The sequence below is a fragment of the Nocardioides sp. LHD-245 genome (assembly GCF_030929495.1).
Taxonomy (GTDB): Bacteria; Actinomycetota; Actinomycetes; order Propionibacteriales; family Nocardioidaceae; genus Nocardioides.
Genome location: NZ_JAVFWN010000003.1, coordinates 144724 through 166539, shown reverse-complemented (window position 1 = coordinate 166539; position 21816 = coordinate 144724). Strand labels below are relative to the sequence as shown.

General features: G+C 72.4%; 21 protein-coding genes and 1 pseudogene. 12 read left to right on the top strand and 10 right to left on the bottom strand.

Going from position 1 to position 21816, the window contains the following annotated elements:
• Window positions 1-18 precede the first annotated feature (18 nt).
• Together RB608_RS05830 and RB608_RS05825 are read right to left on the bottom strand one after the other, a co-directional pair.
• Window positions 19-693, bottom strand: coding sequence for an HAD family hydrolase (locus RB608_RS05830; protein WP_308086868.1), 675 nt, complete (start codon window positions 691-693; stop codon window positions 19-21).
• On the bottom strand, window positions 690-1088 hold the full coding sequence (locus RB608_RS05825) for a hotdog domain-containing protein (protein WP_308086867.1): 399 nt from the start codon (window positions 1086-1088) through the stop codon (window positions 690-692). Before RB608_RS05825 ends, RB608_RS05830 begins: the two co-directional genes overlap by 4 nt.
• A 132-nt stretch (window positions 1089-1220) precedes the next feature.
• Between RB608_RS05825 and RB608_RS05820 the strand changes: the two genes are divergently transcribed.
• The 7 genes from RB608_RS05820 to RB608_RS05790 are packed head-to-tail and all read left to right on the top strand — an operon-like array spanning window position 1221 to window position 8415.
• A complete protein-coding gene (locus RB608_RS05820; protein ID WP_308086866.1) occupies window positions 1221-2432 on the top strand; it encodes a branched-chain amino acid ABC transporter substrate-binding protein in 1212 nt (403 codons plus the stop codon).
• On the top strand, window positions 2432-3370 hold the full coding sequence (locus tag RB608_RS05815) for a branched-chain amino acid ABC transporter permease (RefSeq protein ID WP_308086865.1): 939 nt from the start codon (window positions 2432-2434) through the stop codon (window positions 3368-3370). The genes RB608_RS05820 and RB608_RS05815 overlap by 1 nt, the downstream gene beginning before the upstream one ends.
• Window positions 3370-4491, top strand: a complete 1122-nt coding sequence (locus RB608_RS05810) for a branched-chain amino acid ABC transporter permease (RefSeq protein ID WP_308086864.1) — start codon at window positions 3370-3372, stop codon at window positions 4489-4491. The genes RB608_RS05815 and RB608_RS05810 overlap by 1 nt, the downstream gene beginning before the upstream one ends.
• Window positions 4488-5267, top strand: coding sequence for an ABC transporter ATP-binding protein (locus tag RB608_RS05805; RefSeq protein WP_308086863.1), 780 nt, complete (start codon window positions 4488-4490; stop codon window positions 5265-5267). The genes RB608_RS05810 and RB608_RS05805 overlap by 4 nt, the downstream gene beginning before the upstream one ends.
• Entirely contained in the window at window positions 5264-5992 is a 729-nt protein-coding gene (locus tag RB608_RS05800) for an ABC transporter ATP-binding protein (protein WP_308086862.1), read from the top strand. Before RB608_RS05805 ends, RB608_RS05800 begins: the two co-directional genes overlap by 4 nt.
• A 33-nt stretch (window positions 5993-6025) precedes the next feature.
• Window positions 6026-6826 carry an enoyl-CoA hydratase/isomerase family protein gene (locus RB608_RS05795; RefSeq protein ID WP_308086861.1) on the top strand — a complete coding sequence of 267 codons (801 nt, stop codon included), beginning with the start codon at window positions 6026-6028 and terminating at the stop codon, window positions 6824-6826.
• Window positions 6823-8415 (top strand): AMP-binding protein, encoded by a 1593-nt coding sequence (locus RB608_RS05790; protein WP_308086860.1) that lies wholly within the window; start codon window positions 6823-6825, stop codon window positions 8413-8415. Before RB608_RS05795 ends, RB608_RS05790 begins: the two co-directional genes overlap by 4 nt.
• On the opposite strand, the gene RB608_RS05785 is transcribed toward RB608_RS05790, so the two are convergent.
• From RB608_RS05785 to RB608_RS05765, 5 genes are all read right to left on the bottom strand, one after another.
• Window positions 8381-9307, bottom strand: a complete 927-nt coding sequence (locus RB608_RS05785) for an oxidoreductase (protein WP_308086859.1) — start codon at window positions 9305-9307, stop codon at window positions 8381-8383. The genes RB608_RS05790 and RB608_RS05785 overlap by 35 nt on opposite strands.
• Before the next feature lie 9 nt (window positions 9308-9316).
• Window positions 9317-10132, bottom strand: coding sequence for a maleylpyruvate isomerase family mycothiol-dependent enzyme (locus tag RB608_RS05780; RefSeq protein WP_308086858.1), 816 nt, complete (start codon window positions 10130-10132; stop codon window positions 9317-9319).
• A gap of 207 nt (window positions 10133-10339) precedes the next feature.
• Entirely contained in the window at window positions 10340-11437 is a 1098-nt protein-coding gene (locus tag RB608_RS05775) for a family 43 glycosylhydrolase (RefSeq protein ID WP_308086857.1), read from the bottom strand.
• 66 nt (window positions 11438-11503) lie between these two features.
• Window positions 11504-14002 carry an FtsX-like permease family protein gene (locus RB608_RS05770; RefSeq protein WP_308086856.1) on the bottom strand — a complete coding sequence of 833 codons (2499 nt, stop codon included), beginning with the start codon at window positions 14000-14002 and terminating at the stop codon, window positions 11504-11506.
• The gene (locus RB608_RS05765) at window positions 14002-14781 is read right to left on the bottom strand and encodes an ABC transporter ATP-binding protein (protein ID WP_308086855.1); all 780 of its coding nucleotides are present in this window, start codon (window positions 14779-14781) and stop codon (window positions 14002-14004) included. The genes RB608_RS05770 and RB608_RS05765 overlap by 1 nt, the downstream gene beginning before the upstream one ends.
• Window positions 14782-14889: 108 nt before the next feature.
• On the opposite strand from RB608_RS05765, the gene RB608_RS05760 reads away from it, so the two are divergent.
• Window positions 14890-16122 carry a sensor domain-containing protein gene (locus RB608_RS05760; RefSeq protein ID WP_308086854.1) on the top strand — a complete coding sequence of 411 codons (1233 nt, stop codon included), beginning with the start codon at window positions 14890-14892 and terminating at the stop codon, window positions 16120-16122.
• A complete protein-coding gene (locus tag RB608_RS05755) occupies window positions 16110-16748 on the top strand; it encodes a response regulator transcription factor (protein WP_308086853.1) in 639 nt (212 codons plus the stop codon). Before RB608_RS05760 ends, RB608_RS05755 begins: the two co-directional genes overlap by 13 nt.
• Before the next feature lie 101 nt (window positions 16749-16849).
• Here RB608_RS05755 and RB608_RS05750 read toward each other — a convergent pair whose 3' ends face one another.
• On the bottom strand, window positions 16850-18715 hold the full coding sequence (locus RB608_RS05750; protein ID WP_308086852.1) for an acyl-CoA dehydrogenase: 1866 nt from the start codon (window positions 18713-18715) through the stop codon (window positions 16850-16852).
• A 206-nt stretch (window positions 18716-18921) separates the two neighbouring features.
• Here RB608_RS05750 and RB608_RS05745 point away from each other — a divergent pair, with 206 nt between their 5' ends.
• Entirely contained in the window at window positions 18922-19380 is a 459-nt protein-coding gene (locus tag RB608_RS05745; RefSeq protein WP_257427916.1) for an Rrf2 family transcriptional regulator, read from the top strand.
• Window positions 19381-19458: 78 nt separating this feature from the next.
• On the opposite strand, the gene RB608_RS05740 is transcribed toward RB608_RS05745, so the two are convergent.
• Window positions 19459-20127 carry a hypothetical protein gene (locus RB608_RS05740; RefSeq protein WP_308086851.1) on the bottom strand — a complete coding sequence of 223 codons (669 nt, stop codon included), beginning with the start codon at window positions 20125-20127 and terminating at the stop codon, window positions 19459-19461.
• A gap of 131 nt (window positions 20128-20258) precedes the next feature.
• Between RB608_RS05740 and RB608_RS05735 the strand changes: the two genes are divergently transcribed.
• Together RB608_RS05735 and RB608_RS05730 are read left to right on the top strand one after the other, a co-directional pair.
• Complete coding sequence (locus tag RB608_RS05735; protein ID WP_308086850.1) at window positions 20259-20711, top strand: nuclear transport factor 2 family protein; 453 nt, start codon at window positions 20259-20261, stop codon at window positions 20709-20711.
• Window positions 20712-20758: 47 nt separating this feature from the next.
• Window positions 20759-21250, top strand: coding sequence for an FBP domain-containing protein (locus tag RB608_RS05730; RefSeq protein WP_308086849.1), 492 nt, complete (start codon window positions 20759-20761; stop codon window positions 21248-21250).
• A gap of 7 nt (window positions 21251-21257) precedes the next feature.
• Here RB608_RS05730 and RB608_RS05725 read toward each other — a convergent pair.
• Window positions 21258-21467 (bottom strand): annotated as a pseudogene (locus tag RB608_RS05725) (DUF2461 family protein); the annotation flags it as partial.
• Window positions 21468-21816: the final 349 nt, after the last annotated feature.

Sequence of the window (21816 nt, the reverse complement as noted above, 5' to 3'; positions counted from 1 at the left end):
GACTCCTCGGGATCGCGGCTAGTTCGGAAGGTCGAGCGAGGCGAGCGTATCCGGCAACCCGGTGAGATCCGGGAGGACCCCGACGACCTGCGCCGGGTCCCGGCCCTCGCGCTCGCGGTCGACGAACACCGACGGTACTCCGGCCCGGCCCGCCGGGAGGACGTCGTGGAACCAGCTGCAGGCCACATGGATCCAACGGCCGTCGGCCGGCAGCGCGCGACGCCGGAACTCCTCGAAGTGGCCGAGGTCGGGCTTGTAGGAGCCGACGTCCTCGGCCGTGACCACGACGTCGATCGGCGCGCCGAGCAGGTCGAGCGTCTGCGCGATGACGTCGTTGTCGACGTTCGAGAGGATGGCCAGGCGCCAGCCGGCGGCCCGCAGTGCCCGCAGCACACCGGCCGTCTCGGCGAACGGCTGCCAGGTCGGCATCGTGTCGGCGAGCACCGTGCCCAACCCGTCCGGTACGTCGACCCCGAGCTCCCGCGCGGACGCCAGCAGCCCGTCGCGCAGCACCTCGCGATAGCTCAGCAGCGGACGCCGCTGCTGCAGCCCCGGCTCCGCGCGGTGGTAGCCGGCGAGCAGGTCGGCGACCCGGGCCGGGTCGACCCGGGCCAGGGCGTCCTCCATGCCGGTGCGCCAGTCGACCAGGGTGCCGTAGCAGTCGAATGTCAGCCAGCCGCGCTCGGTCGTCATCGCCGCGTCCGATCCCGGAGTCGGTCGGCGATCTGCCGCGCGTCGACGATCGCCCGCTCGTGCTCGACCACCGCGCACTCGCCCAGGGCGTCGCTGAGAACCACCCGGAACCGCAGGCGCCGGCCCTCCCGGGCGATCTCGCTCGCCACCGCGGTCAGCGTCTCCCCCACCGGCGTCGGCGCCCGGTGGCTCACCGTCGCGGCCACGCCGACGGTGATCTGCCCGTCGGCCAGCTCGGCGGCGATCGCCTCGTGACAGGCGACCTCGGCGAGCCCGAGGACGAACGGCGTGGCGGCGGCCTCGGGGAAGTCGGGGCCGAAGGCGCGCGCGGTGTCGGCGGCGCTCACCTCCCGGGTGAGCGTCGCCGTGCGCGCGGCGGGGGTGGGGTCGTTCATCGCGGTCCTCTCGCAGGTCGTCGCCCGGGCGAATTTCCCACGGGCGCTTGACATGGATCACTTTCCTGCTCTTCACTCTAGCACACTGGTCCTACCAGTACACCTAGTAAGCACCACCTCAGGAGGCGCAGCATGGTCGCGAACACCGGCACGGGATCTCGGGCCACCACTCACCCCCGCCACCGCCACCGCCGGCGACTCGCGGGCGTCGGGCTCGCGGTGGCCGCCGTCGCCCTCGCCGGCACGGCCTGCGCGAGCCGCGACACGACGACCGGCGTCGCGGACGGCGACCTCGCCATCGGCGTCGGCGTCCCGCTGTCGGGCCCCTACGCCCGGGCCGGCCGGGAGACGGTCAACGCCGTCAAGATCGCGGTCGCCGAGATCAACGAGTCCGGCGGGATCGACGGGCGCAAGGTCAAGGTGCTCGAGGGCGACGACCAGGGCGAGCCCCAGACCGGTCAGTCCGTCGCCCAGAAGTTCTGCGACGACGACGCGGTCGTGGCGGTGATCGGCCACTACAACAGCGGCGTCACCATCCCCGCCTCCGACGTCTACCAGCGGTGCGGCCTGGCCCAGGTCTCTCCGCTGAGCTCCAACCCCGAGGTCACCAGCCGAGGCCTAGAGAACATCTTCCGGATCGGCGCGCGCGACGACTACATGGGCCCCGCGCTCGCGACGTACCTCGCGACGAAGACCGACCTCACCCGGATCGGCACCATCGACGACCAGTCCAGCTACGGCGTCGGGCTGGTCGACCAGTTCACGGCCAAGGCGGAGCAGGCCGGCCTCGACATCATCAAGTCGGCAGCCATCAAGGCAGGCGACAAGGACTTCCGAGCGGTCCTCGGCTCCTTCCCCGACGAGACCCAGGTGATCTACTTCGGCGGCTATCCCGCCGATGCCGCGCTCCTTGCGCAGCAGGCGCGGGAGGTCGGCCTCGACGTACTGCTCGCCGGGGGCGACGGGCTCTACGACCCCGACCTGCTCAAGGGCGGCACGGCGGTCGAGGGCACGCTCCTCACCGCCAGCGCCGGCAACCCGACCGACGACGCCCAGGCGTTCCTCGACGCCTACCGCGCCGACTACGGCCAGCCGTCCGGCTACGGCCTGCTGGAGTACAACGCCGCCCGGCTGGTGCTCCAGGCACTCGCCGACGTCGACGACCTGAGCCGCGACGCCGTCGTGGACGCCATCGGCGCCATCACCTACGAACCCGTCGAGGGCGGTGCCCCGATCGAGTTCGACGACCAGGGCGACAACGCCAACGCTCAGGTCCACATCTTCACGGTGGCCGACGGCGCGTTCGACGAGGCCGCCGTCCTCAACCCGGACGAGTTCCGCTGATGGACGTCCTCGAATCACTGCCACAGCAGCTGGTCTACGGGCTGGCCCTCGGCTCCGTCTACGCGATGATCGCGCTCGGCTACTCGATGGTCTACGGCGTGCTCGAGTTCATCAACTTCTCGCACGGCGAGGTGTTCATGGTCGGCGCGTTCGCCTCCCTGCTCACCCTGACCGCTCTGACGGGCATCGGCGGAGTGGTGTCCTGGGGACCGGTGCTGCTCCTGCTCATGCTGCTGGCCGCGATGGTGGCCAGCGGCGCGCTCGGGGTGGCCGTCGAACGACTGGCCTACCGGCCCCTGCGCCGGAGCAGCCGCCTCGCTCCGCTGATCAGCGCGATCGGCGTCAGCCTCATCCTGCAGAACATCGTGATGCTCCTGCAGGTGCGCTTCCAGGGCGACTCCCGCCCGCAGTTCGTGGCCGCGGGCGAGGTCGTCCCGGCCGGCGGCTGGGACGTGCTCGGCGTGCGGATCAGCCACACCGCGGGGCTGGTGTTCGGCGTGAGCATCGTGCTGATGCTCGCTCTCGGCGCACTGGTCACGCGCAGCTCGCTCGGTCGCTCGATGCGGGCCACCGCCCAGGACCCGGAGGTCGCGGGTCTGATGGGCATCAACGTCTCGGGGGTGATCACCCGGACCTTCCTCATCGGCTCCGGGCTGGCCGGTGCGGCTGGGTGCCTCGTGGCGCTCTACTACACGCAGATCGACTACACGATGGGCTTCAGCGCCGGGATCAAGGCCTTCGCCGCCGCGGTGCTGGGCGGTATCGGCAGCATCCGGGGCGCGATGGCCGGCGGCCTCGTGCTCGGCGTCACCGAAGCCTTCGCGGCCACCTTCATGTCGGCGGCCTACAAGGACCTCATCGCGTTCGCGCTGCTCGTCCTGGTGCTCGCCATCCGGCCCGCCGGCCTGCTCGGCCGCAAGACCCTGGAGCGGGTGTGATGACCACCCTCGCCCCGTCCCCGCCGGTCGAGACCGAGCCGGCCCGTCGCGCCTCCTCACCCGACGCCGCGTCACGGCGTACCGCCGCCAAGCAGGTCGGTGTCCTCGTGGCCGTCTGCCTGCTCGTCATCCTCGCCGCGCCCAGCGACTACTCGGTCCGGATCGCGACCCTGGTGCTCGTCTACGCCGCCCTGGCGATGGGGCTGAACGTCGTGGTCGGTCTCGCCGGCCTGCTCGACCTGGGCTTCATCGCGTTCTTCGGCGTCGGCGCGTACACCTACGCACTGCTGGCGAGCGACCTGCACGACATCCATCTCAACTTCTGGGTCCTGCTGCCGGTCGGCATGCTGGTCGCCGCGATGCTCGGCGTCCTGGTCGGGCTGCCGGCGCTGCGCACGCACGGCGACTACCTCGCGATCGTGACGCTCGGCTTCGGGGAGATCGTCTTCATCCTGCTCGTGAACCTGGACCGGCCGGTCAACATCACCAACGGGCCGCAGGGGGTGCTCGGCATCGACCTGCCGTCGATCGGCGGCTGGGAGGTCGGCAAGGAGGGCGTCTTCCTCGGGGCCTTCGGCCTGACACCGACGATGCAGTTCTTCGTCCTCGCCACGCTGTACGTCGCCGCGGTGATGTACTGCGCGCTCCGCCTCCGCGACGCGCGGCTCGGCCGCGCCTGGCGGGCGATGCGCGAGAGCGAGGCCGCGACCAGCTCGTGCGGTGTCAGCATCGTGCGGGCCAAGATGTCGGCCTTCGTGTTCGGCGCCAGCGTGGCCGGCGGGGCGGGCGTGCTGACCGCCGCCTGGTACGGCTCGGTGTTCCCCGACAGCTTCCTGTTCTCGGAGTCCATCAAGGTGCTGGCGATGGTCGTGCTCGGCGGCATCGGCAGCGTCTGGGGCGCCCTCGCGGGCGCCCTGATGCTGGTGCTCATGCCCGAGCTGCTGCGGGAGTTCGACCAGTACCGGCTGCTCATCTTCGGTCTGGTCCTGGTGCTCGTGATGCGCCTGCGGCCGCAGGGCCTGTTCGGGTCCCGCAGTCCCGGCATCCGCGCCCCCGGCACGCTCGGGAACCGGATCCGACGGCGGCTGCGCCGTCCCACCGACCGAGGAGGCAGGTCATGACCACCGAGCACCTGCTCGTGGCCCGCGGGCTCGCCAAGCGCTTCGGGGGGCTGGTCGCGGTCGACGGTGTCGACTTCGCCGTCCCGGAACGCCGGATCGTCGGCATCATCGGGCCCAACGGCGCCGGCAAAACGACGCTGCTCAACCTGCTCAGCGGCGCGCTGCGCGCCGACGAGGGCACGATCCTGCTCGACGGCGCGGACATCACCCGCCGCAACGCCGCCCAGCGGGCTGCGCTCGGGCTGCGCCGTACCTTCCAGAACATCCGGCTCTTCGGCGGGATGACCGTCCTCGAGAACGTCGTCGTCGGCATGCACGCGCAGACCCGCGGCTGGATCGCCGGCGGCATCCTCGGCGGCCCCCGGGTCGCCCGGGCCGAGCAGGACGCGTTCGACACCGCCCTCGCGGTGCTGGACGCGCTCGGCCTCGGCACGAGGGTCGACCACCTCGCCGGCAGCCTCTCGTACGGCGAGCAGCGCCGGGTCGAGATCGCCCGCGCCCTCGCGTCGTCGCCACGGATCCTGCTGCTGGACGAGCCGGCCGCCGGGCTCAACAGCGCGGAGAAGCGCGCGGCGGCCGAGCTGATCCGCACCCTGCCGGAGCGCTACGGCCTGTCCGTGGTCCTGGTGGAGCACGACATGGACCTGGTGACCCACACCTGCTCGACGGTCTCGGTGATCGAGTACGGCAGGCCGCTCTGCGCCGGCCGGCCCGCCGAGGTGTTCAGCGACCAGCGCGTCATCGACGCCTATCTCGGAACGGCGGTGGCCCGATGACGCTCGACGCGACGGACCTGGAGGTCGGCTACGGCGCGGTCAACGCCCTCAAGGGCGTCAGCCTGCGGATCGGGGACGGCGAGGCGGTGGCCCTGATCGGCAGCAACGGGGCGGGCAAGAGCACCACCCTGAAGACGCTGAGCGGCATGCTCACGCCGCGGTCGGGCGCGGTCCGGCACGACGGCACGGACATCGCCGGGGCACCCACTCACGTGATCGCCCGGCGCGGGATCGCGCACGTCCCCGAGGGGCGTCGCCTGTTCCCGCGGATGAGCGTGCGCGAGAACCTCCGCCTCGGCGCCTTCCACCGCAAGGACCGGCAGGTCCAGCAGGATCTCGACGCCCAGCTCGACCTCTTCCCCCGGCTGCGCGAACGCCTCGACCAGGAGGCCGGGACGCTCTCGGGCGGCGAGCAGCAGATGGTGGCGATCTCGCGCGCCCTGATGTCGCGACCGTCGCTGCTCCTGCTCGACGAGCCGAGCCTCGGCCTCTCCCCACTCATGGTGACCACCGTGTTCGAGGCCGTCGCCGCGATCCACGCGTCCGGTACGGCGCTCCTGCTCGTCGAGCAGAACGCCGGCCAGGCGCTCGCGGTCACCACTCGCGGCTACGTGATGCGCAGCGGCGAGATCGTCAAGGAGGGGGCCAGCCAGGAGCTGGCGACAGACCCGATGGTGCGCGAGATCTACCTCGGCGCCGCCCCCTCCCCCGAGCCCGCGGCCTGACCCGGGCCGTCCCCACCGACCAGAGGAGTACCCATGACCACCCCCGTCCCGAGCCCGACCCCGACCTCCGCCCCGGTCGTCGTCGAGTCCGCCCCCGGCGACGTCGCCGTGATCACCCTGAACCGCCCGCAGGCGCTCAACGCCCTCAACGTCGACCTGCTGGTCGGCCTCACCGATGCCCTGCGCGAGGTCCGGGACGGCGGGCCGGTCGTCGTCCGCGGCGCCGGGCGCGCGTTCTGCGTGGGCGAGGACCTCAAGGAGACCCTCGCGCCACGGACCGGCACGGCCGAGGAGCTGCGGGCCGCGTTCGAGCTGCTCCAGGACGTCACCCGGCTGATGGTGGGCAATCCCGCCCCGGTGGTCGCCGCCGTTCAGGGGTACGCCGTCGGCGGCGGTGCCGAGATCGCGCTCGCGGCCGACCTCGTGGTGCTCGAGCGGGGTACCCGCATCCGGTTCCCCGAAGTGCCGATCGGGCACGCGCACACCGGCGGCATCAGTGCCCGGCTTCCGCAGCTGGTCGGACTGATGCGGGCCAAGGAGCTGCTCTTCACCGGCCGCTGGATCGATGCCGAGGAGGCCGCACGTATCGGCCTGGTCACCACGGTGGCCGACGACGCGTCCCGCGCCGCCCTCGACCTGGCCGCCACGCTCGGCGGCCAGCCGGCGCGCTCGCTCGCGGCGACCAAGCGCGCCGTCGAGGCGGCCTGCTCGACCCAGCTCGAGCCGACCCTGCGCCTGGAGGTCGAGGCGGCGCTCTACTGCTTCGCGTCGGCCGAGGCCGAGGCCACCTTCGAGCGGTTCACGACCAGCGGCACCGTGGCGGGCGCTCGATGAGCGTGCTCGTCGGCAAGCTCGACGTCGATCGCACCCTCCCCGAGCTGCTGGACCGAGCCGCCCGCCGGTGGCCGGACCGGGTCTTCCTGCGCATCGACGGCGTCGACACGACGTTCGCCGAGTTCCGCGACCAGGTCACGCGACTCGCGAACGGGCTGGCCGAGCACGGCCTCGGCCCGGGCACCCGGCTGAACGTCTTCATGCGCAACTCGCTCGCCTGCGTGCAGACCTGGTTCGCCGCCACCTGGCTGGGCGCCTCCTGGGTCCCCGTCAACACCGAATGGCGCGGCCAGACGCTCCACAACGCGATCGCGCTCGCCGACCCCGCCGTCGTCGTCGCGGACGGCGACCTCGCCGACGCGCTCCGCGACGCCCTGGGCGACGATCTCCGGGCCCCGCTGCTGACCGCCGCGATGCCGGACGGGGTCGCCTCGCTCGCCAGGTGGATGGGCGGCACCGGCCTGCCTCCGGCCGAGCAGCGGTCGACGGACACTGCCGGGATGCTCTACACCTCGGGCACCACCGGCCGTTCGAAGGCGTGCGTGCTGTCCCACCGCTACTTCGTCTCGCAGGCGGCGATCGCGGTGCGCGACTTCGGGCTGGCTGAGGATGACGTCCTGTACTGCCCGTTCCCCCTCTTCCATGCCGACGCGACCGCCCTCACCACGGTGCCCGCGCTGCTGGTCGGCGCGACCGCCGCGCTGTCGCGGCGGTTCTCCGCGTCGCGGTTCTGGGACGAGGTCCGCGCCACCGGCGCCACGGTCTTCGACTTCATGGGCGCGACCCTCTCGATCCTCTACAAGGCCGACCCGCGGGCCGACGACCGCGACCACGAGGTGCGGCTGGCCTGGGGTGTGCCGGTCCCGGACTGGGCGCCCGAGTTCGAGCGGCGCTTCGGACTGCGGGTCGTCGAGCTCTACGGCAGCGTCGAGGCGAACATCCCCATCACCCAGCCGTGGGATCAGCCCAGGGTGCTCGGCTCCTGTGGCCGGGTCACCCCCGAGTTCGAGATCCGGCTCGCCGACGAGGGGGGCGACGACGTACCGGACGGGGAGGTGGGCGAGCTGCTGATCCGCCCCCGCATCGCGGGCACCGTGCTCGACGCCTACTTCGCGAACCCCGAGGCGACGGCGGGCGCCTTCCGCGGCCTGTGGTTCCACAGTGGCGACCTGGCCCGTCGCGACGGCGACGGCAACGTGTTCTTCGTCGGCCGCGGGAAGGACTCGATCCGGCGGCGCGGCGAGAACATCAGCGCATTGGAGGTGGAGGAGGGCATCGAGGCGCATCCCGACGTCCTCGAGTGCGCAGCGGTGGGCGTGCCCAGCGAGCTCACCGAGGAGGAGGTCAAGGTCTTCGTGGTGTCCCGTCCCGGCAGCGGCGTCGACGCCGCCTCCATCTGGAAGCACAGTGAGGCGACGATGGCCCGCTTCCAGGTGCCACGCTATGTCGCGTTCGTCGACGCCCTGCCGAAGACACCCACCGGGAAGGTGAGCAAGTCGGCGTTCGGCGAGGTGTTCGCGGACGTGCCGACGTACGAGCGCCCGGAGCGCCGGGTCACGGATACCGCAGGTCCGCGGTTTCCTCGCTGATCTCCCACAGCCGGCGCGCGTTCTCGGCGTTGCGCGCCAGCTTGCTGCGGCCGACCGTGCGGGGCCGGCCGGAGAGCTGGCGGAACCCGCCCGGGCCCACGAAGGAGTTCCCGGGCAGGTCGGCGGTCGCGGCCATCAGCGACGGCCAGGCGCCGGCCTCGGCGGACTGGGAGACCGCTTTCACGCCGGCGTCGAGGATCGTGGCGATGCCGCCGGACGAGCGGCCGTACTGGCCGTTGGCGGCGAGGTGGGTCCCCGCGAAGCCGGGGTGGGCGGCCAGCGCGCGGACCGGGAGGTCGGCCGCGCGCAGGCGGCGGTCGAGCTCGGCGGTGAGGTAGAGGTTGGCGAGCTTCGTCTGCCCGTAGACCCGCCAGGTGTGGTAGCGGCCGGTCTGCTCGCGCGGGTCGCCGAGCGGGGCCTTGCCGGCGAAGGTGTGGAACAGCGAGGACACGGTGACCACGCGGCCGTCGGCGCTCTGCACGAGCTGCGGCAGCAGCAGCCCGGTCAGCAGGAAGGGTCCGAAGTGGTTGGTCGCCATCTGCAGCTCGAGTCCGTCGGCCGTGCGGGAGTACTTCGTGCCCATCACGCCGGCGTTGTTGACCAGGACGTCGATCGGGCCGACCTGCGCGACCGCCGCGGCGGCCGTGCGGACCGAGCTGAGGCTGGCGAGGTCGAGGTGCAGCGCCTCGAGCTGGGCGCCGGCGACCTCGGCCCGGATCGCGGCGACGGTCTCCTCGACCTTGGCCGGGTTGCGGCCGGCGAGGATCACCCGGGCGCCGCGACGGGCCAGCTCGAGCGCGGTGTGGTGGCCGAGCCCGCCGAGGGTCGGGCCGGTCACCACGACGGTGCGGCCGGACTGGTCGGGCAGGTCGGCGACGTTCCAGTCAGACATCGGTGTTCCTTAGGGCGTGGTGGCGAGCCCGGCGACGATCCGCCCGCCGAGCTCCTGGTCCCCCGAGACGGTGACGGCACCGGGCGCGGCCGCACGACGGCCGCCGGCGAGCACGATGAAGCTCTCCCGGTCCATGGCGAGCGACACCGTCGGCGCGTCGGGTACGACGTCCAGGCGCTGCGCGCGGCCGTCGTCGCCGACCCGCACCGCGATCGGCGTGCTGCCCTCGACGGCGAGCACCGCCGTCGTACCGGCCGGCGGGGCGGCCCGCTTGCCGACGACGAAGCCGAAGGCCTCGACGAGGTAGTCGGCCGTGTGCTGGGCGCCCGGGGTGTCGAGGCCACCGGGGCGGCCGACCGCGCGCCGGATGTCCTGCTCGTGCATCCACACGTCGAGCGGACGATTGCGCAGCAGAGTGCGGGTGTTCCAGCCGATCAGGCCGAAGATGCCGTCGGCGGGGGCGGTGGCGTCCGTCGGCGGCGCGGCGTCGAGGGCCGCGCGACGCGCTGTCGTCGCCGTACGGATCTCGTCGACGATGGCCGCCGGCGCGCGGTCGCGACGGGTGACCACCCCGATCTCGGTGAACTGTCCCATCGGCCCCGTGACGTGCGACGGGGCACCGATGTCGGCGGTCTCCTCGGGCCCGCCGGCCAGGATCGACTCCAGGTGGGCGGTGTGCGAGGCGACCGCCTTGACGTCCCATCCGGCGAGGTCCGTCGGCGTGCTCCAGTCGTCGGGGCCGAGCTCCTCCAGCAGGGCGACGAAGTCACCGACCGCGCTCCACCAGTTCTCGACGTAGCCGGCCAGGAGGTCGCGGTCGCTCATACCTCCGACCCTACCGACCCGGGCAGCGGCCAGCGGCGGGAACGCCGGTCGAGGAGGCGCAGGGAGCGAGGAACGAGCGACCGGAGCCGAGGAGCACGGCCTTCCCGCCGCGCCGCCGTGTTGCCGCCAGGCGGACGGTGGCCGTACGCGGGCCAACCGCGAGCGCGGCAGCGCGGCGCGAGGAACGAGCGACGCGCTCGCGCCGACTCAATAGGGCGTGGGAACGCGCGCCGGGACGCCCTTGCGGGTGAGGTACTTCTTCACGGTCGGTACGCCGGCCGGGAAGGTGAGCCGCGCGGCGTACATCGCCCGGCGGCCGTACTTCTCCCCGCCGTTCCAGGCCCAGTAGCCCGCGCCCTTCGGCTTCGAGGAGTGCAGCCGCACCCAGCCGTGGAAGTAGAGCGTGGTGCGTCCCTTGTGCTTGAGCACGTCGCCGCCGGCCGGGCCGCAGAGACCTTGGGTGATGGTGCTGTCGAGCAGGACGCCCGGGACCGCCGCGGTCCAGTCGGTCAGCGACAGGGAGTGGCGCCAGGTCTGCTGATAGGAGCAGCGGGCGAAGTCGCCCTCGGAGGCGAAGAGGTAGTAGCCAGCGGCGTTGCGCAGCAGCGCCGGGTTCTCGATGACGCCCTCGGTGCGCACCAGTTCGACGCTCGGGTCGGCCGGGTTCTGGCCGGTGCGCACCTTGCGCCCGCTCCTGCTCAGCGGGAGCAGCCGGATCGACGAGGGACGGCCGTCGGTCTTGTAGAGCAGGTAGTGCTGCTTGCCCTCGGTGTAGAGCGACGGGTCGATGACGCCCCGGCTGGGCAGGTCCGGCGTGGCGACGGGGTCGTGCGCGGTCGGCACCAGCGCCCGCGACGGGCACACCAGCGGCCGCTTGCCGACCGGCTTGAACGGGTCGAGTGCCTTCTTGGCCACGGCGACGCCGATGCAGCGCCCGAACTCGCCGAGCCCGGCGACCGGCACCGCGAAGTAGAGGACCCACTTCTTGCCGACCTTCGCGATGTCGGCGGCCCAGATGCCGCCCTGCTCCGCCGCCCATGCCGGGCGCCGGGTCAGCACCGGCTGCTCGTAGCGCCAGGTCCGGCCGGGGTCCTTGTACGCGCGGTTGATCTGCGGTCCGGTCGCCACGACGACCATCCGCTTGCCGACCATGGCGACGCTGGGGTCCCCCACGTTGCCGTTGAAGAACGGCTCCGGGTAGCCCTCGCGCCGGTCGTCGGCCCGGGCCGGCGTCCCGCACAGGGTCAGCACCAGCGCGGCGAGGACGGCGAGGACGGAGGCGAGACGGGGAGCGGGTCGAGACACCCGCAGACCATAGGCCACACCGGGCCCCCGGCGTACGACGACGCGGCGAGGCCGCCACGCGGCCTGCTACTGCCGGGAGCCGATCTCGCTGGTGGGACGGGTGCGCAGGGCGGCCCGGGTGGCGACCCCGAGCGAGATCAGTGCGAGCGCGGCCATGCCGGCGACGACCGTCGCGCTGCCCAGCAGGTCAAGGCTCGGCAGGGGCTCTCCCGAGATGCCGATGCTGATCCCGACCAGCGGCGGCAGGGCGAGACCGATGCCGAGGAGGGCGGCGATCGACGCGACGAGGACCGACTCGAGGCGCATCATGGCGCGGACCTGGCCGCGGGTGGCACCCACGAGCTGCATGAGCGCGAACTCACGGGAGCGCTCTCCGGTCGCCATGGCCAAGGTGTTGACGACGGCGATCGCGATGTAGCCGAGGATCACGAAGAGGGCGATCAGGTTCACCCAGCCCTGCTGGGCCTGCGCATCGGCGCCGGCCGCCTCTCCCGATCCGTCGGCCACGGGCAGGCCGAGGTCGCCGACGGCGGCGCGGGCGGCGCTCGGGTCGTCACTCGCGACGAGGGCGAAGGAAGCGAGGCCGGCGGTGGTGTGGGAGCGCACCGTGGCCTCGTCCATCGTGACGCCGCCGAAGCCGAGTCCCCGTTCGTAGATCGCCACGACGCCGGCCCGCAGCGGGGCGCCGTCGCCGAACCTGCCGGTGACCTCGTCGCCCACCCCGACGCCGAGGCTGCGGGCGGCGTCCGTGCTGAGGGCGACCTGGCCGGCGCCGGCCAGCGCGTCGAGCGCCCCCTCCCGCACCCGCAGGTCGAGGACGTCGTCCGACGTGGCCGGGTCGACGCCTTGGAGCACCTGGTCGCTGCGCTCGAGGGTGCCGTCGAACGTCCGGTGGTCGAGGATCGCCTGGCTGATCGTCACCGGGGAGACCGCGGTGACGGACGGCAGGTCGGCGACCGCGTCGAGGGCCGGCGCCGAGAGGCCCGCCGGTACGACGACACGCAGGTCGGCGGTGACGCCTTCGGTCGCCTGGACCGCGGCCTCGTCGGCGACGATCGCCGGCGCGCCGAGCTGAACCAGACCGAGGGCGATGCCGAGCGCGATGGGGGTCACCGCACCGGCGAGCCGACGGCTGTTGGCCCGGCCGTTCGCCGTGGCGAGGAAGGCTGCCGGCGAGGTCCGGCCGAGTGCCGCCTGCGCCGCCCGGACGGCGACCGCGACGAGCCAGGGACCGAGCACCGCCGCGCCGATGATGAGCACGAGCGCGGCGCTGGCCGAGGCGCCGGCCGCCGCCTCGCCGCGGACCCAGATCGGGATCAGGGACAGGACGAGCCCGGCCGCGACGATCACGACGCCGATGACGATCCGCACGGTGCCCATCGCCGTCGGCCCGGTCGCACCTTCGCGGAGCGCGGCGACCGGATCCAGGTTCGCCGGCCGGCGGGCGGCGAGCCGAGCCGCGGCCCAGGCCGTCAGCAGGACCACGAGCACGGCACCGACGGCGGGAAGGGGTCCGTACGCGAGGGCGAAGTCGCCGGGGATCACCTCTCCAGAGACGAACGCGCGCTGCAGGACCCCGGCGAGGAGGTAGCCGGGGCCGACGCCGAGGAGGGCGGCGACCCCCGCGATCACGAGCACCTCCCGCGCCACGAGGGCGTGGACCTGCCTGGGCAGGGCGCCGACCGCACGCAGCAGCGCGAACTCCCGGCGGCGCGACTGCACGGACAACGACAAGGTGCCGGCCACGATGAACAGCGCGACGAGAAGGCTGGTGCCGGCGAAGGCGCTGCCGATGGCGACGAGCGTCGCCCGCGAGGACCCGGAGTCGAGGAACTCCGCGTCGCCTCGTGCGGATCCGGTGGCCACGGTGAGGTCGGGGTGCCGCTCGCGGATCCGGTCCGCGAGCCGGTCGGGGTCGCCCTCGGTGAAGACACCCAGCGCCTGCGCGGCGCCGTCGTGCGGGTCCAGCTCGGCGATCCGGGCTGAGGTGAGGAAGGCGTGGCGCGCGCGATCCACCGTCGTCGCCGGCGACACCAGTCCGACCACCTGGTACGACGCACGGACGCCGCCGTGCGCCAGGGTGACGTGATCGCCCACGGCCGCGCTTCCCGCGACCATGGCGACCTCGTCCGCGGCCGCGGGCTCGCGGCCCTCGGTCAGTGAGTACGGCGTCAGCCGGGTCGCGCCCCAGGGATGGGCCTCCACGGGCCCGATCGGTGCGCCCTCCCGTGTCTCGAGGAGCGGCACGGTGAGGTCCGCGACGACGCGGGTCACGCCGGGCACGGCGGCGATCAGCGAGGCGTCCGGCGCCGGCGCCCGCTCGGCGAGGCCGATGGCGAGATCCTCCGGGACGGGCACGCTCTGCTTGCCCGTGACCACGAGCGGGGCGCCGGCGTACCGCTGCGGGGCGAGTCCGCCGCGGATCCCGGACTCGACGAGCACGCCCAAGCCGGTGACCACCATGGTCGCGACGAGGATGGCGAGCGCGACGCCCGCGAAGCTGCTCCGGTTGCGGCGGAGGTCGGCGCGGACCAACGGGCCCAGGCCGGGGCGACCAGCGCTCATCACCAGTCCCCCAGACCGGTCAGGTACTGGGTGATCTGCGCCGCCGACGCTCCGTCGAGGTGGCCGGCGAACGCGCCGTCGGCCAGGAAGATGACCCGGTCCGCGTGCGCCGCGACCACGGGGTCGTGGGTCACCATCACCACCGTCTGGTCGAGCTCCCGCGTCGTGTGCGCGAGGAGATCGAGTACCTGCTGGCCGGCGCGCGAGTCGAGGGCGCCGGTCGGCTCGTCGGCGAACACGACATGGGGGCGGGTGACCAGGGCGCGGGCGATGGCGACGCGCTGCTGCTGACCGCCGGACAGGGCGCTGGGGAGGCGGCGACGCTGCTCGACGAGCCCGACCGACGAGATCAGGAAGTCGAGCCAGGCCGGCTCGACCGCGCGCTCGCCCAGCATCAGCGGGAGTGCCACGTTCTGCTCGACGGTCAGGGCAGGCAGCAGGTTGTAGGCCTGGAAGACGAACCCGACGTGGTCCCGCCGGAAGCGGGTGCGCTGCGCGGCGCGCAGGCCGGAGATCTCCGTCCCGCCCAGCCGGACGCTTCCGCTGGTCGGACTGTCGAGGCCGGCCGCCGCGTGCAGCAGGGTGCTCTTGCCCGAGCCCGAGGGTCCCATGATCGCTGTGAACGACCCGGGTGCGAGCACCAGGTCGACGCCGCGCAGCGCGACGGTCGCGGAGGCCCCGGTGCCGTACTTCTTGACGACGCCGTCGAGGCGGAGCGCCTCGCCGGCGGAGGGGAGGGACGGGGCGGCGACCTGTGCCGCACGGGTTCGTCGGATCATGCCTCCACGCTAGGAATTCGCGGCGCTCCGAAGAATCCGGCTGAGTGCCGTTCCGATGGTGGAGCTGGCTCTACCGTGCTCCGGCGCGGGGCCCGGCAGACTGGGGTCATGACGTCGGACCGGCTGCGCTCGTGGACGCGCAGCTGGCGCTTCCTCGCCGTCGAGGTCGGTGCGTCCGCCGGGTCGCTGGTGCTCTTCATGGCCCTCCTGCTGCTCACTCCGTTCATGCTGCTGACCGGGGGCGTCCTCGTGCTCCCGGAGGCGGCCCGGCTGCTGCGGCGGTGGAGCGATCGCGCCCGGGTCCGCATCGGTGCGTTCCGCGGTACGCCGATCGCCGCGCCACGCGTCCAGCAGCCCGCCGACCGCACGATCGACGCCCGGCTGCACTTCGCGTTCTCGCGGCAGACGGCACGCGAGGTCGGGTGGCTGACGATCCACGCGCTGCCCACGTTCACCGTGGGCCTGGTCTGCCTCGCGATCCCGCTCGGGATCCTCAACTCGCTGCTGGTGCCGTTCTACTGGTTCCTGGTGCCGGCCGACGAGCCGGTCGTCGCGCCGTACCCGGTGACCTCGTGGGGCCTGGCCGCGACGATGCCGTTGGTGGCGGTCGGGTACGCCGTCGTCTCGTGGTACCTCGTCCCTGCCGCGGCCCGGGCGGTCGCCGCCGTATCGGCGCGCCTGCTGACCCCGGACCGCCGTCTCGAGCTGCGGGCCCGGGTCGACTCGCTGACGCTCAGCCGCGCCGCTGCGCTGGATGCGCACGCCGCCGAGCTGCGTCGCATCGAGCGCGACCTGCACGACGGCGCCCAGAACCGGCTGGTCAGCGTCACCATGATGATGGGCCTCGCCGAGCGTGCCTTCGAGAACGGCGAGGACGGTCTTCCCCACCTGCGGCGGGCGCAGGAGGCCGCGAGCGATGCGCTCGCCGGCCTGCGCCGGACCGTGCACGACATCTACCCCCCGATCCTCGACGAGCTCGGTCTCGAAGGCGCGCTCGCGTCGCTCGCCGGCCGCAGCGTCGTACCGTGCACCCTCGAGCTCGGTGACGTCGGCCGCGTCCCCGCGGCCGTCGAGTCGGCCACCTACTTCATCGTCGCGGAGGCGCTCAACAACGTGAACAAGTACAGCGCGGCCGACACCGCGCGGGTCCGGGTCGCCGCCGACCGCGACCTGCTGCACGTCGAGATCACCGACGACGGCACCGGGGGGGCCGTCGAGCGTCCCGGCGGCGGCCTGGCCGGCATGCGGCGCCGGGTCGAGGCCTTCGAGGGCCGGCTGACCATGACGAGCCCCGAGGGTGGGCCGACGACCGTGAGGGCGGAGCTGACATGCGGATCCTGATCGCCGAGGACGACACCCTGTTGCGCGAGGGGCTCGCACTGCTGCTGCGCAGCGAGGGTTTCGACGTGGTCGCCGCCGTGGACAACGCCGACGACTTCCTCGCCCGGCTCGACGAGGCCGACGCCGCCGTGCTCGACGTGCGGATGCCGCCGACCTTCACCAGCGAGGGCCTGAAGGCCGCCGCCGAGGCCCGGGCCCGGCGTCCCGGCTTCCCGGTGCTCGTGCTGTCGGCCTATGTCGAGGACCGGTACGCCGGCGAGCTGCTCGCGCGCGGTGCCGACGGCCTCGGCTACCTGCTCAAGGAGCGCGTCGGCAAGGTGGCCGCCTTCGTCGACGCCCTGCGCCGGGTCGCCGCCGGGGGCACGGTGATGGATCCCGAGGTGATCTCCCAGCTGCTGAGCCGCCGGCGCGCCGACGATCCGGTGCGCTCGCTCACGCCCCGGGAACGGGAGGTGCTCGGCCTGATGGCGGAGGGCCTCGACAACGGCACGATCGCCGCCCGGCTGGTCGTGACCGAGACGGCGGTCAGCAAGCACATCGGCAACATCTTCGCCAAGCTCGGGCTCGTGGCGTCCGACAGCGGGCACCGCCGGGTGCTCGCCGTCCTCGCCTACCTGCGCTCCTGAGCACCGGGCCGGGCGGATCGCGCCCCGGCGTACGACGACGGCCGCCCCGGTTGCCCGGGGCGGCCGTCGTAGGCGCCGAGGCCGTCGGCGTCAGGGTGCGATCAGAACGCGGCCTCGTCGAGGTCCATCACGTCCAGGCCGGTGGCCTGGGCGATCGTGAGCTCGGCCGAGATGCGCGGCAGGTTGAGCTGCGCGAACCACTGCGCCGCGGCGACCTTGCCCTCGTAGAAGGACTTGTCGGCACCCGCGTCGCCGCCGAGCTTCTCCAGCGCCACCTCGGCGCCGCGGAGCAGCAGCCAGGCGCAGACCACGTCCCCGAGCGCCATGAGGACGCGGGTGGTGTTGAGGCCGACCTTGTAGATGTTGCGGATCTCGTCCTGGGCGGACATGAGGTCGTTGATCATCAGGCCGACGATCGCCTCGGCGTCGGCGAGGGCGGTCGCGAGGAGCTCGCGCTCGTTCTTGAGCCGGCCGTTGCCGGCCTCCGACTCCAGGAACGCCTTGATCTCGCCGGCGAGGTGGCCCAGCGCCTTGCCCTGGTCCTTGACGATCTTGCGGAAGAAGAAGTCCTGGCCCTGGATCGCGGTGGTGCCCTCGTAGAGGGTGTCGATCTTGGCGTCGCGGACGTACTGCTCGATCGGGTACTCCTGCAGGAAGCCCGAGCCGCCGAAGGTCTGCAGCGACTCGGTGCCGAGCAGCACCCAGGAGCGCTCCGAGCCGTAGCCCTTGACGATCGGGAGCAGCAGGTCGTTGACGGCCTCGGCCAGCTCGTCGCGCTCACCGGCGGCCTTGGCGCGGTAGACCGTGTCCTGCCAGGTCGCGGTGTAGAGGACCAGCGAGCGCATCGCCTCGGCGAAGGACTTCTGGGTCATCAGCGAGCGGCGTACGTCGGGGTGGTGCGTGATCGTGACCCGCGGCGCCGCCTTGTCGGAGGCCTGGGTGAGGTCGGAGCCCTGGACCCGCTCCTTGGCGTAGTCGAGCGCGTTGAGGTAGCCGGTGGACAGGGTCGCGATGGCCTTGGTGCCGACCATCATCCGGGCGTTCTCGATGACGTCGAACATCTGGCGGATGCCGTCGTGGACCTCACCGAGCAGCCACCCCTGGGCGGCCTCGCCGCCGCCGACCTGCGGGTCGCCGAAGGTGAGCTCGCAGGTGTTGGACACCTTGATGCCCATCTTGTGCTCGACGTTGGTGACGTAGACGCCGTTGCGCTCGCCGGTCAGCTCACCGGTCTGGTGGTCGAAGTGGTACTTCGGCACGAGGAAGAGGCTCAGGCCCTTCGTGCCCGGGCCGCCGATGCCCTCGACGCCCTTCGGGCGGGCGAGGACGAGGTGCATGATGTTCTCCTGCAGGTCCGACTCGGCGCTGGTGATGAAGCGCTTGACGCCGGTGATGTTCCAGGAGCCGTCCTCGTTGGGCGTGGCATAGGTCTTGCCGGCGCCGACGTCGGAGCCCGCGTCGGGCTCGGTCAGCACCATGGTGGCGCCCCACAGGCGCTCGACCATGATCTCGGCGATCCGGATGTCGCGGGCGACGCCGTTGGCGTTCTTGAAGACGACCGAGCCCATCGACGGGCCGGTGCAGTACATCCAGATCGGCGCGTGCGCGCCCAGCACCATCTCGGCGCTGCCCCAGACCAGCGACGGCGGCGCGGTGGTGCCGCCGATCTCCTCGGGCAGGCCCAGGCCCCAGAAGCCGGACTCCATCCAGGTGTCGTAGGACTTCTTGAAGGACGCCGGGACCGGCGCGGTGTTGGTCGCCGGGTCGAAGACCGGCGGGTTGCGGTCGGAGTCGACGAAGGAGGCCGCGAGGTCCTCGCGGGCGATCCGCTCGACCTCGGCGAGGATCTCGCGCGCGGTGTCGGCGTCCATCTCCTCGTAGAGGCCGGTGCCGAGGTAGTCCTGCACGTTGAAGAGCTCGAAGAGGTTGAACTCGATGTCGCGCAGGTTGCTCTTGTAGTGGCTCACAGTTCCCACCATTTCCAGGGTTCGGAGAGGGTTCTCATTGGCTGCTACTCGCCAGTAACTTCATCATACGGGGGGTGCTAGCTGCGGGCAAGCACGGGGGTCGCGGGATCGCTCACACCCGCCGCCGCCCAGCGGTCCAGGACACGGGGCCCGCGAACCCCACCTAGGTCGACTGAGTCGATCGAGCAATCTGACAGACTGTCCCCATGCGCGTCTCCGCCAAGTCCGACTACGCACTGCGGGCCCTGATCGCCATGGCGAGCCGGTCCGACGGTCGGGCGGTGAGCGCCGAGGAGCTGGGCCGGCTCCAGGACATCCCCCACGGCTTCCTCCAGGCGATCCTCGCCGACCTGCGCCGCGCGGGCATCGTGATGTCCCAGCGCGGCCAGTCCGGCGGCTGGCGGATGGCCCGCGAGGCCACGACGGTCTCGGTCGCCGACGTGATCCGCGCCGTCGACGGCCCGCTCGTCTCCGTCTACGGGCTGCGCCCCGAGGCGGTCAACTACAACGCCGCCGCCGAGGTCCTCCAGCACGTCTGGATCGCCGCCCGCCGGGCCCTGCGCGAGGTGTTCGAGGACGTCTCGATCCAGCAGCTCGCCGACGGCGAGCTCCCCGACACCGTGACCTCGCGGACCGCCGACGACGACGCCTGGGCTCCGCACTGACGACTCCCCCACGGCAGTTCACCTACCAGATCTGTCGCGAGACGCGCGCCCTGGCGACACATTCGGTAGTTGAACCGCTCAGGCCGCGCTGTTCAGCCGCCGCTTGAGCTTGCGGCGCTTGCGGTCCAGCTCCTCGAGCCGGACCTCGAGCGAGGCGTTGCGCCGGGCGAGCCGCTCGACCTCGCGCAGCGCCTCGGGGAGCGTCTGCAGCGTGGCCGTCGCGCGCGGGACACCATCGAGCCGCAGGGACGCCGTACCGAAGCCGACGGTGCGACCGAACGCCGACCAGACCTGGCCGGGCTCGAGGCCGTCGGTCTCGATGACGTGCAGGCGCTCCGGCTTGCGGCAGGCGCCATGCCATCGCGCGATCACCGGGGCCTCGTCGTCGTGGCCCGTGGTGAGCACGACGTGGACCTGGTGGTCCGCCAGGGCGTCCACGAGGAGCGCGACCTGGTCGGGGGTGGCCGCCGCCAGCAGCGACTGGCTGAAGACCAGGTCACAGCGACCCTTGCGGGCCCGGCGGACCAGGCGCGCCCACTGGCCCTCGACGTCGGCGCGCTTGAGGCCCCAGTCCTTGTGGGAGCGGGTCATCTCGACCGCGGCCCGGAAGCTCTCCGCGGTCGACCGGGCGACGGAGGCGACGCCGAGCTCGACGAGCGCGGCGTGATGGTGGGCGAGGGCGGACTCGACGACATCGCCCGCGCCGGGCATGCCCACGTGGATCCAGGCCTTCTGCTTCTTCGCCATGCTCGCACCGTGGCAGGCCACGATGAGCGGTCCGTGAACGGCCGGCGACGCGCAGCCGTCAGGAAGGCGGTCAGGAAGCCGGGAAGGGAGAAGGGGTAGAACACGTTCTAGATTCGCCCTACGATGGCCGCATGATCACCTCCGACGCGATCGTCTGGAACGCCCCCGACGACCCACACCCGGCTCGCGCGGCGTCCCAGCGCTCCTACTCCGCCGTCGCGAAGGGCGACCTGGCCGAGTGGCTGACCGTGTACGCCGAGGACGCCGTGCTCGAGGACCCGGTCGGTCCGTCGATGTTCGACCCCGAGGGCACCGGGCACCACGGCCACGCCGGCATCTCGGCGTTCTGGGAGAAGGCGATCGCGCCGATCGCGACCTTCGAGTTCCAGATCAACGACTCGTTCGCCAATCCGGGCGGCAACACCTGCGCCAACATCGGCCGGATCAAGACGTCCTTCCCGGACGGCTCGCACACCACGACCGACCTGATCATGGTCTACGTCGTCGACGACGACGGCCGGGTGAAGTCGATGAAGGCGTTCTGGGAGCCGGACCGGACGATGGCGAGCTTCACCTCCGCCTGAGCCGCCGGGCGGTAAATGGGTGGCGCCGGTTCGTAAGGTGGATCGACGTGGAGCCCCTCACCGAGCAACAGATCCGCGCCTCCTTCGTGAACTGCTCGAAGGGCGAGGCGAAGCGGCTCAACGTCCCGCGCTCGCTGAGCGAGCTGCCCTGGGAGCAGCTCGACTTCCTCGGCTGGCGCGACCCGCAGTCGCGGGTGCGGGGGTACGTCGTCGCGGAGGTCGACGGGACGCCGTACGGCATCGTGCTCCGCGCGACCGACGGGAGCGCCGGCACGCCGCGCAAGAATCTCTGCACCCTGTGCCTGACCCCGCACGGCTCCGGCGGAGTGGTGCTGATGGTCGCGCCGCGGGCCGGGAAGGCCGGGCAGAACGGCGACTCGGTGGGCACCTACATGTGCGCCGACCTGCAGTGCTCGCTGTACGTGCGGGGCAAGAAGGTCAGCGACCAGGGCCGGCTGCCGGAGTCGTTGACCGTCGAGCAGCAGGTCGGGCGGCTGACCGACAACCTGGCGGCCTTCCTGCGCCGAGTGCGCGGCTGAGGGCCCCTCACTCCGCGATCGCGTCGGCGACCCAGGTGACGAGCGGACGCCGGCACCGCCAGTCCTCGCGCAGCCGGGCCAGGTGCGCACCCGAGGCCGCGTAGATCCCGCCCCCGACGCGGACGCCGGGCACCGCCACCTCGACGTACCGGCCGGTCGGCGGTCCGACGCCCACGAACGCGCCGGGGTGCGTCTTGTACGGCGTCTTGTCCTTCGCGAAGCGGACGTCAGGGCAACGGAAATCGTTGACACCAGCTTATCCCGCATGCCAACATGGCGTATCGCTTGACGTGAATCATGTTCTTCAAGCGGTCGAGATGTAGATCGACGGTCCCGGTGATGCCGAGTGCCCCGGATGGCCGACCTTCTGCTGACGTATCCAATCGTTCGGATGCACGCCATCAATCGCGCGTGACGGACGCTACGTCAGAAAGGAGTCGATCCGAATACATCATCATCTGCTGCGACTCATCCCCTATGGGTCGCACTCGCCACTCAGTACCAAGACGCTCGTCGGCCGTTACTGAAACCGCGACACCCCGTCTCTGATTCGACGTCGTTCCCGC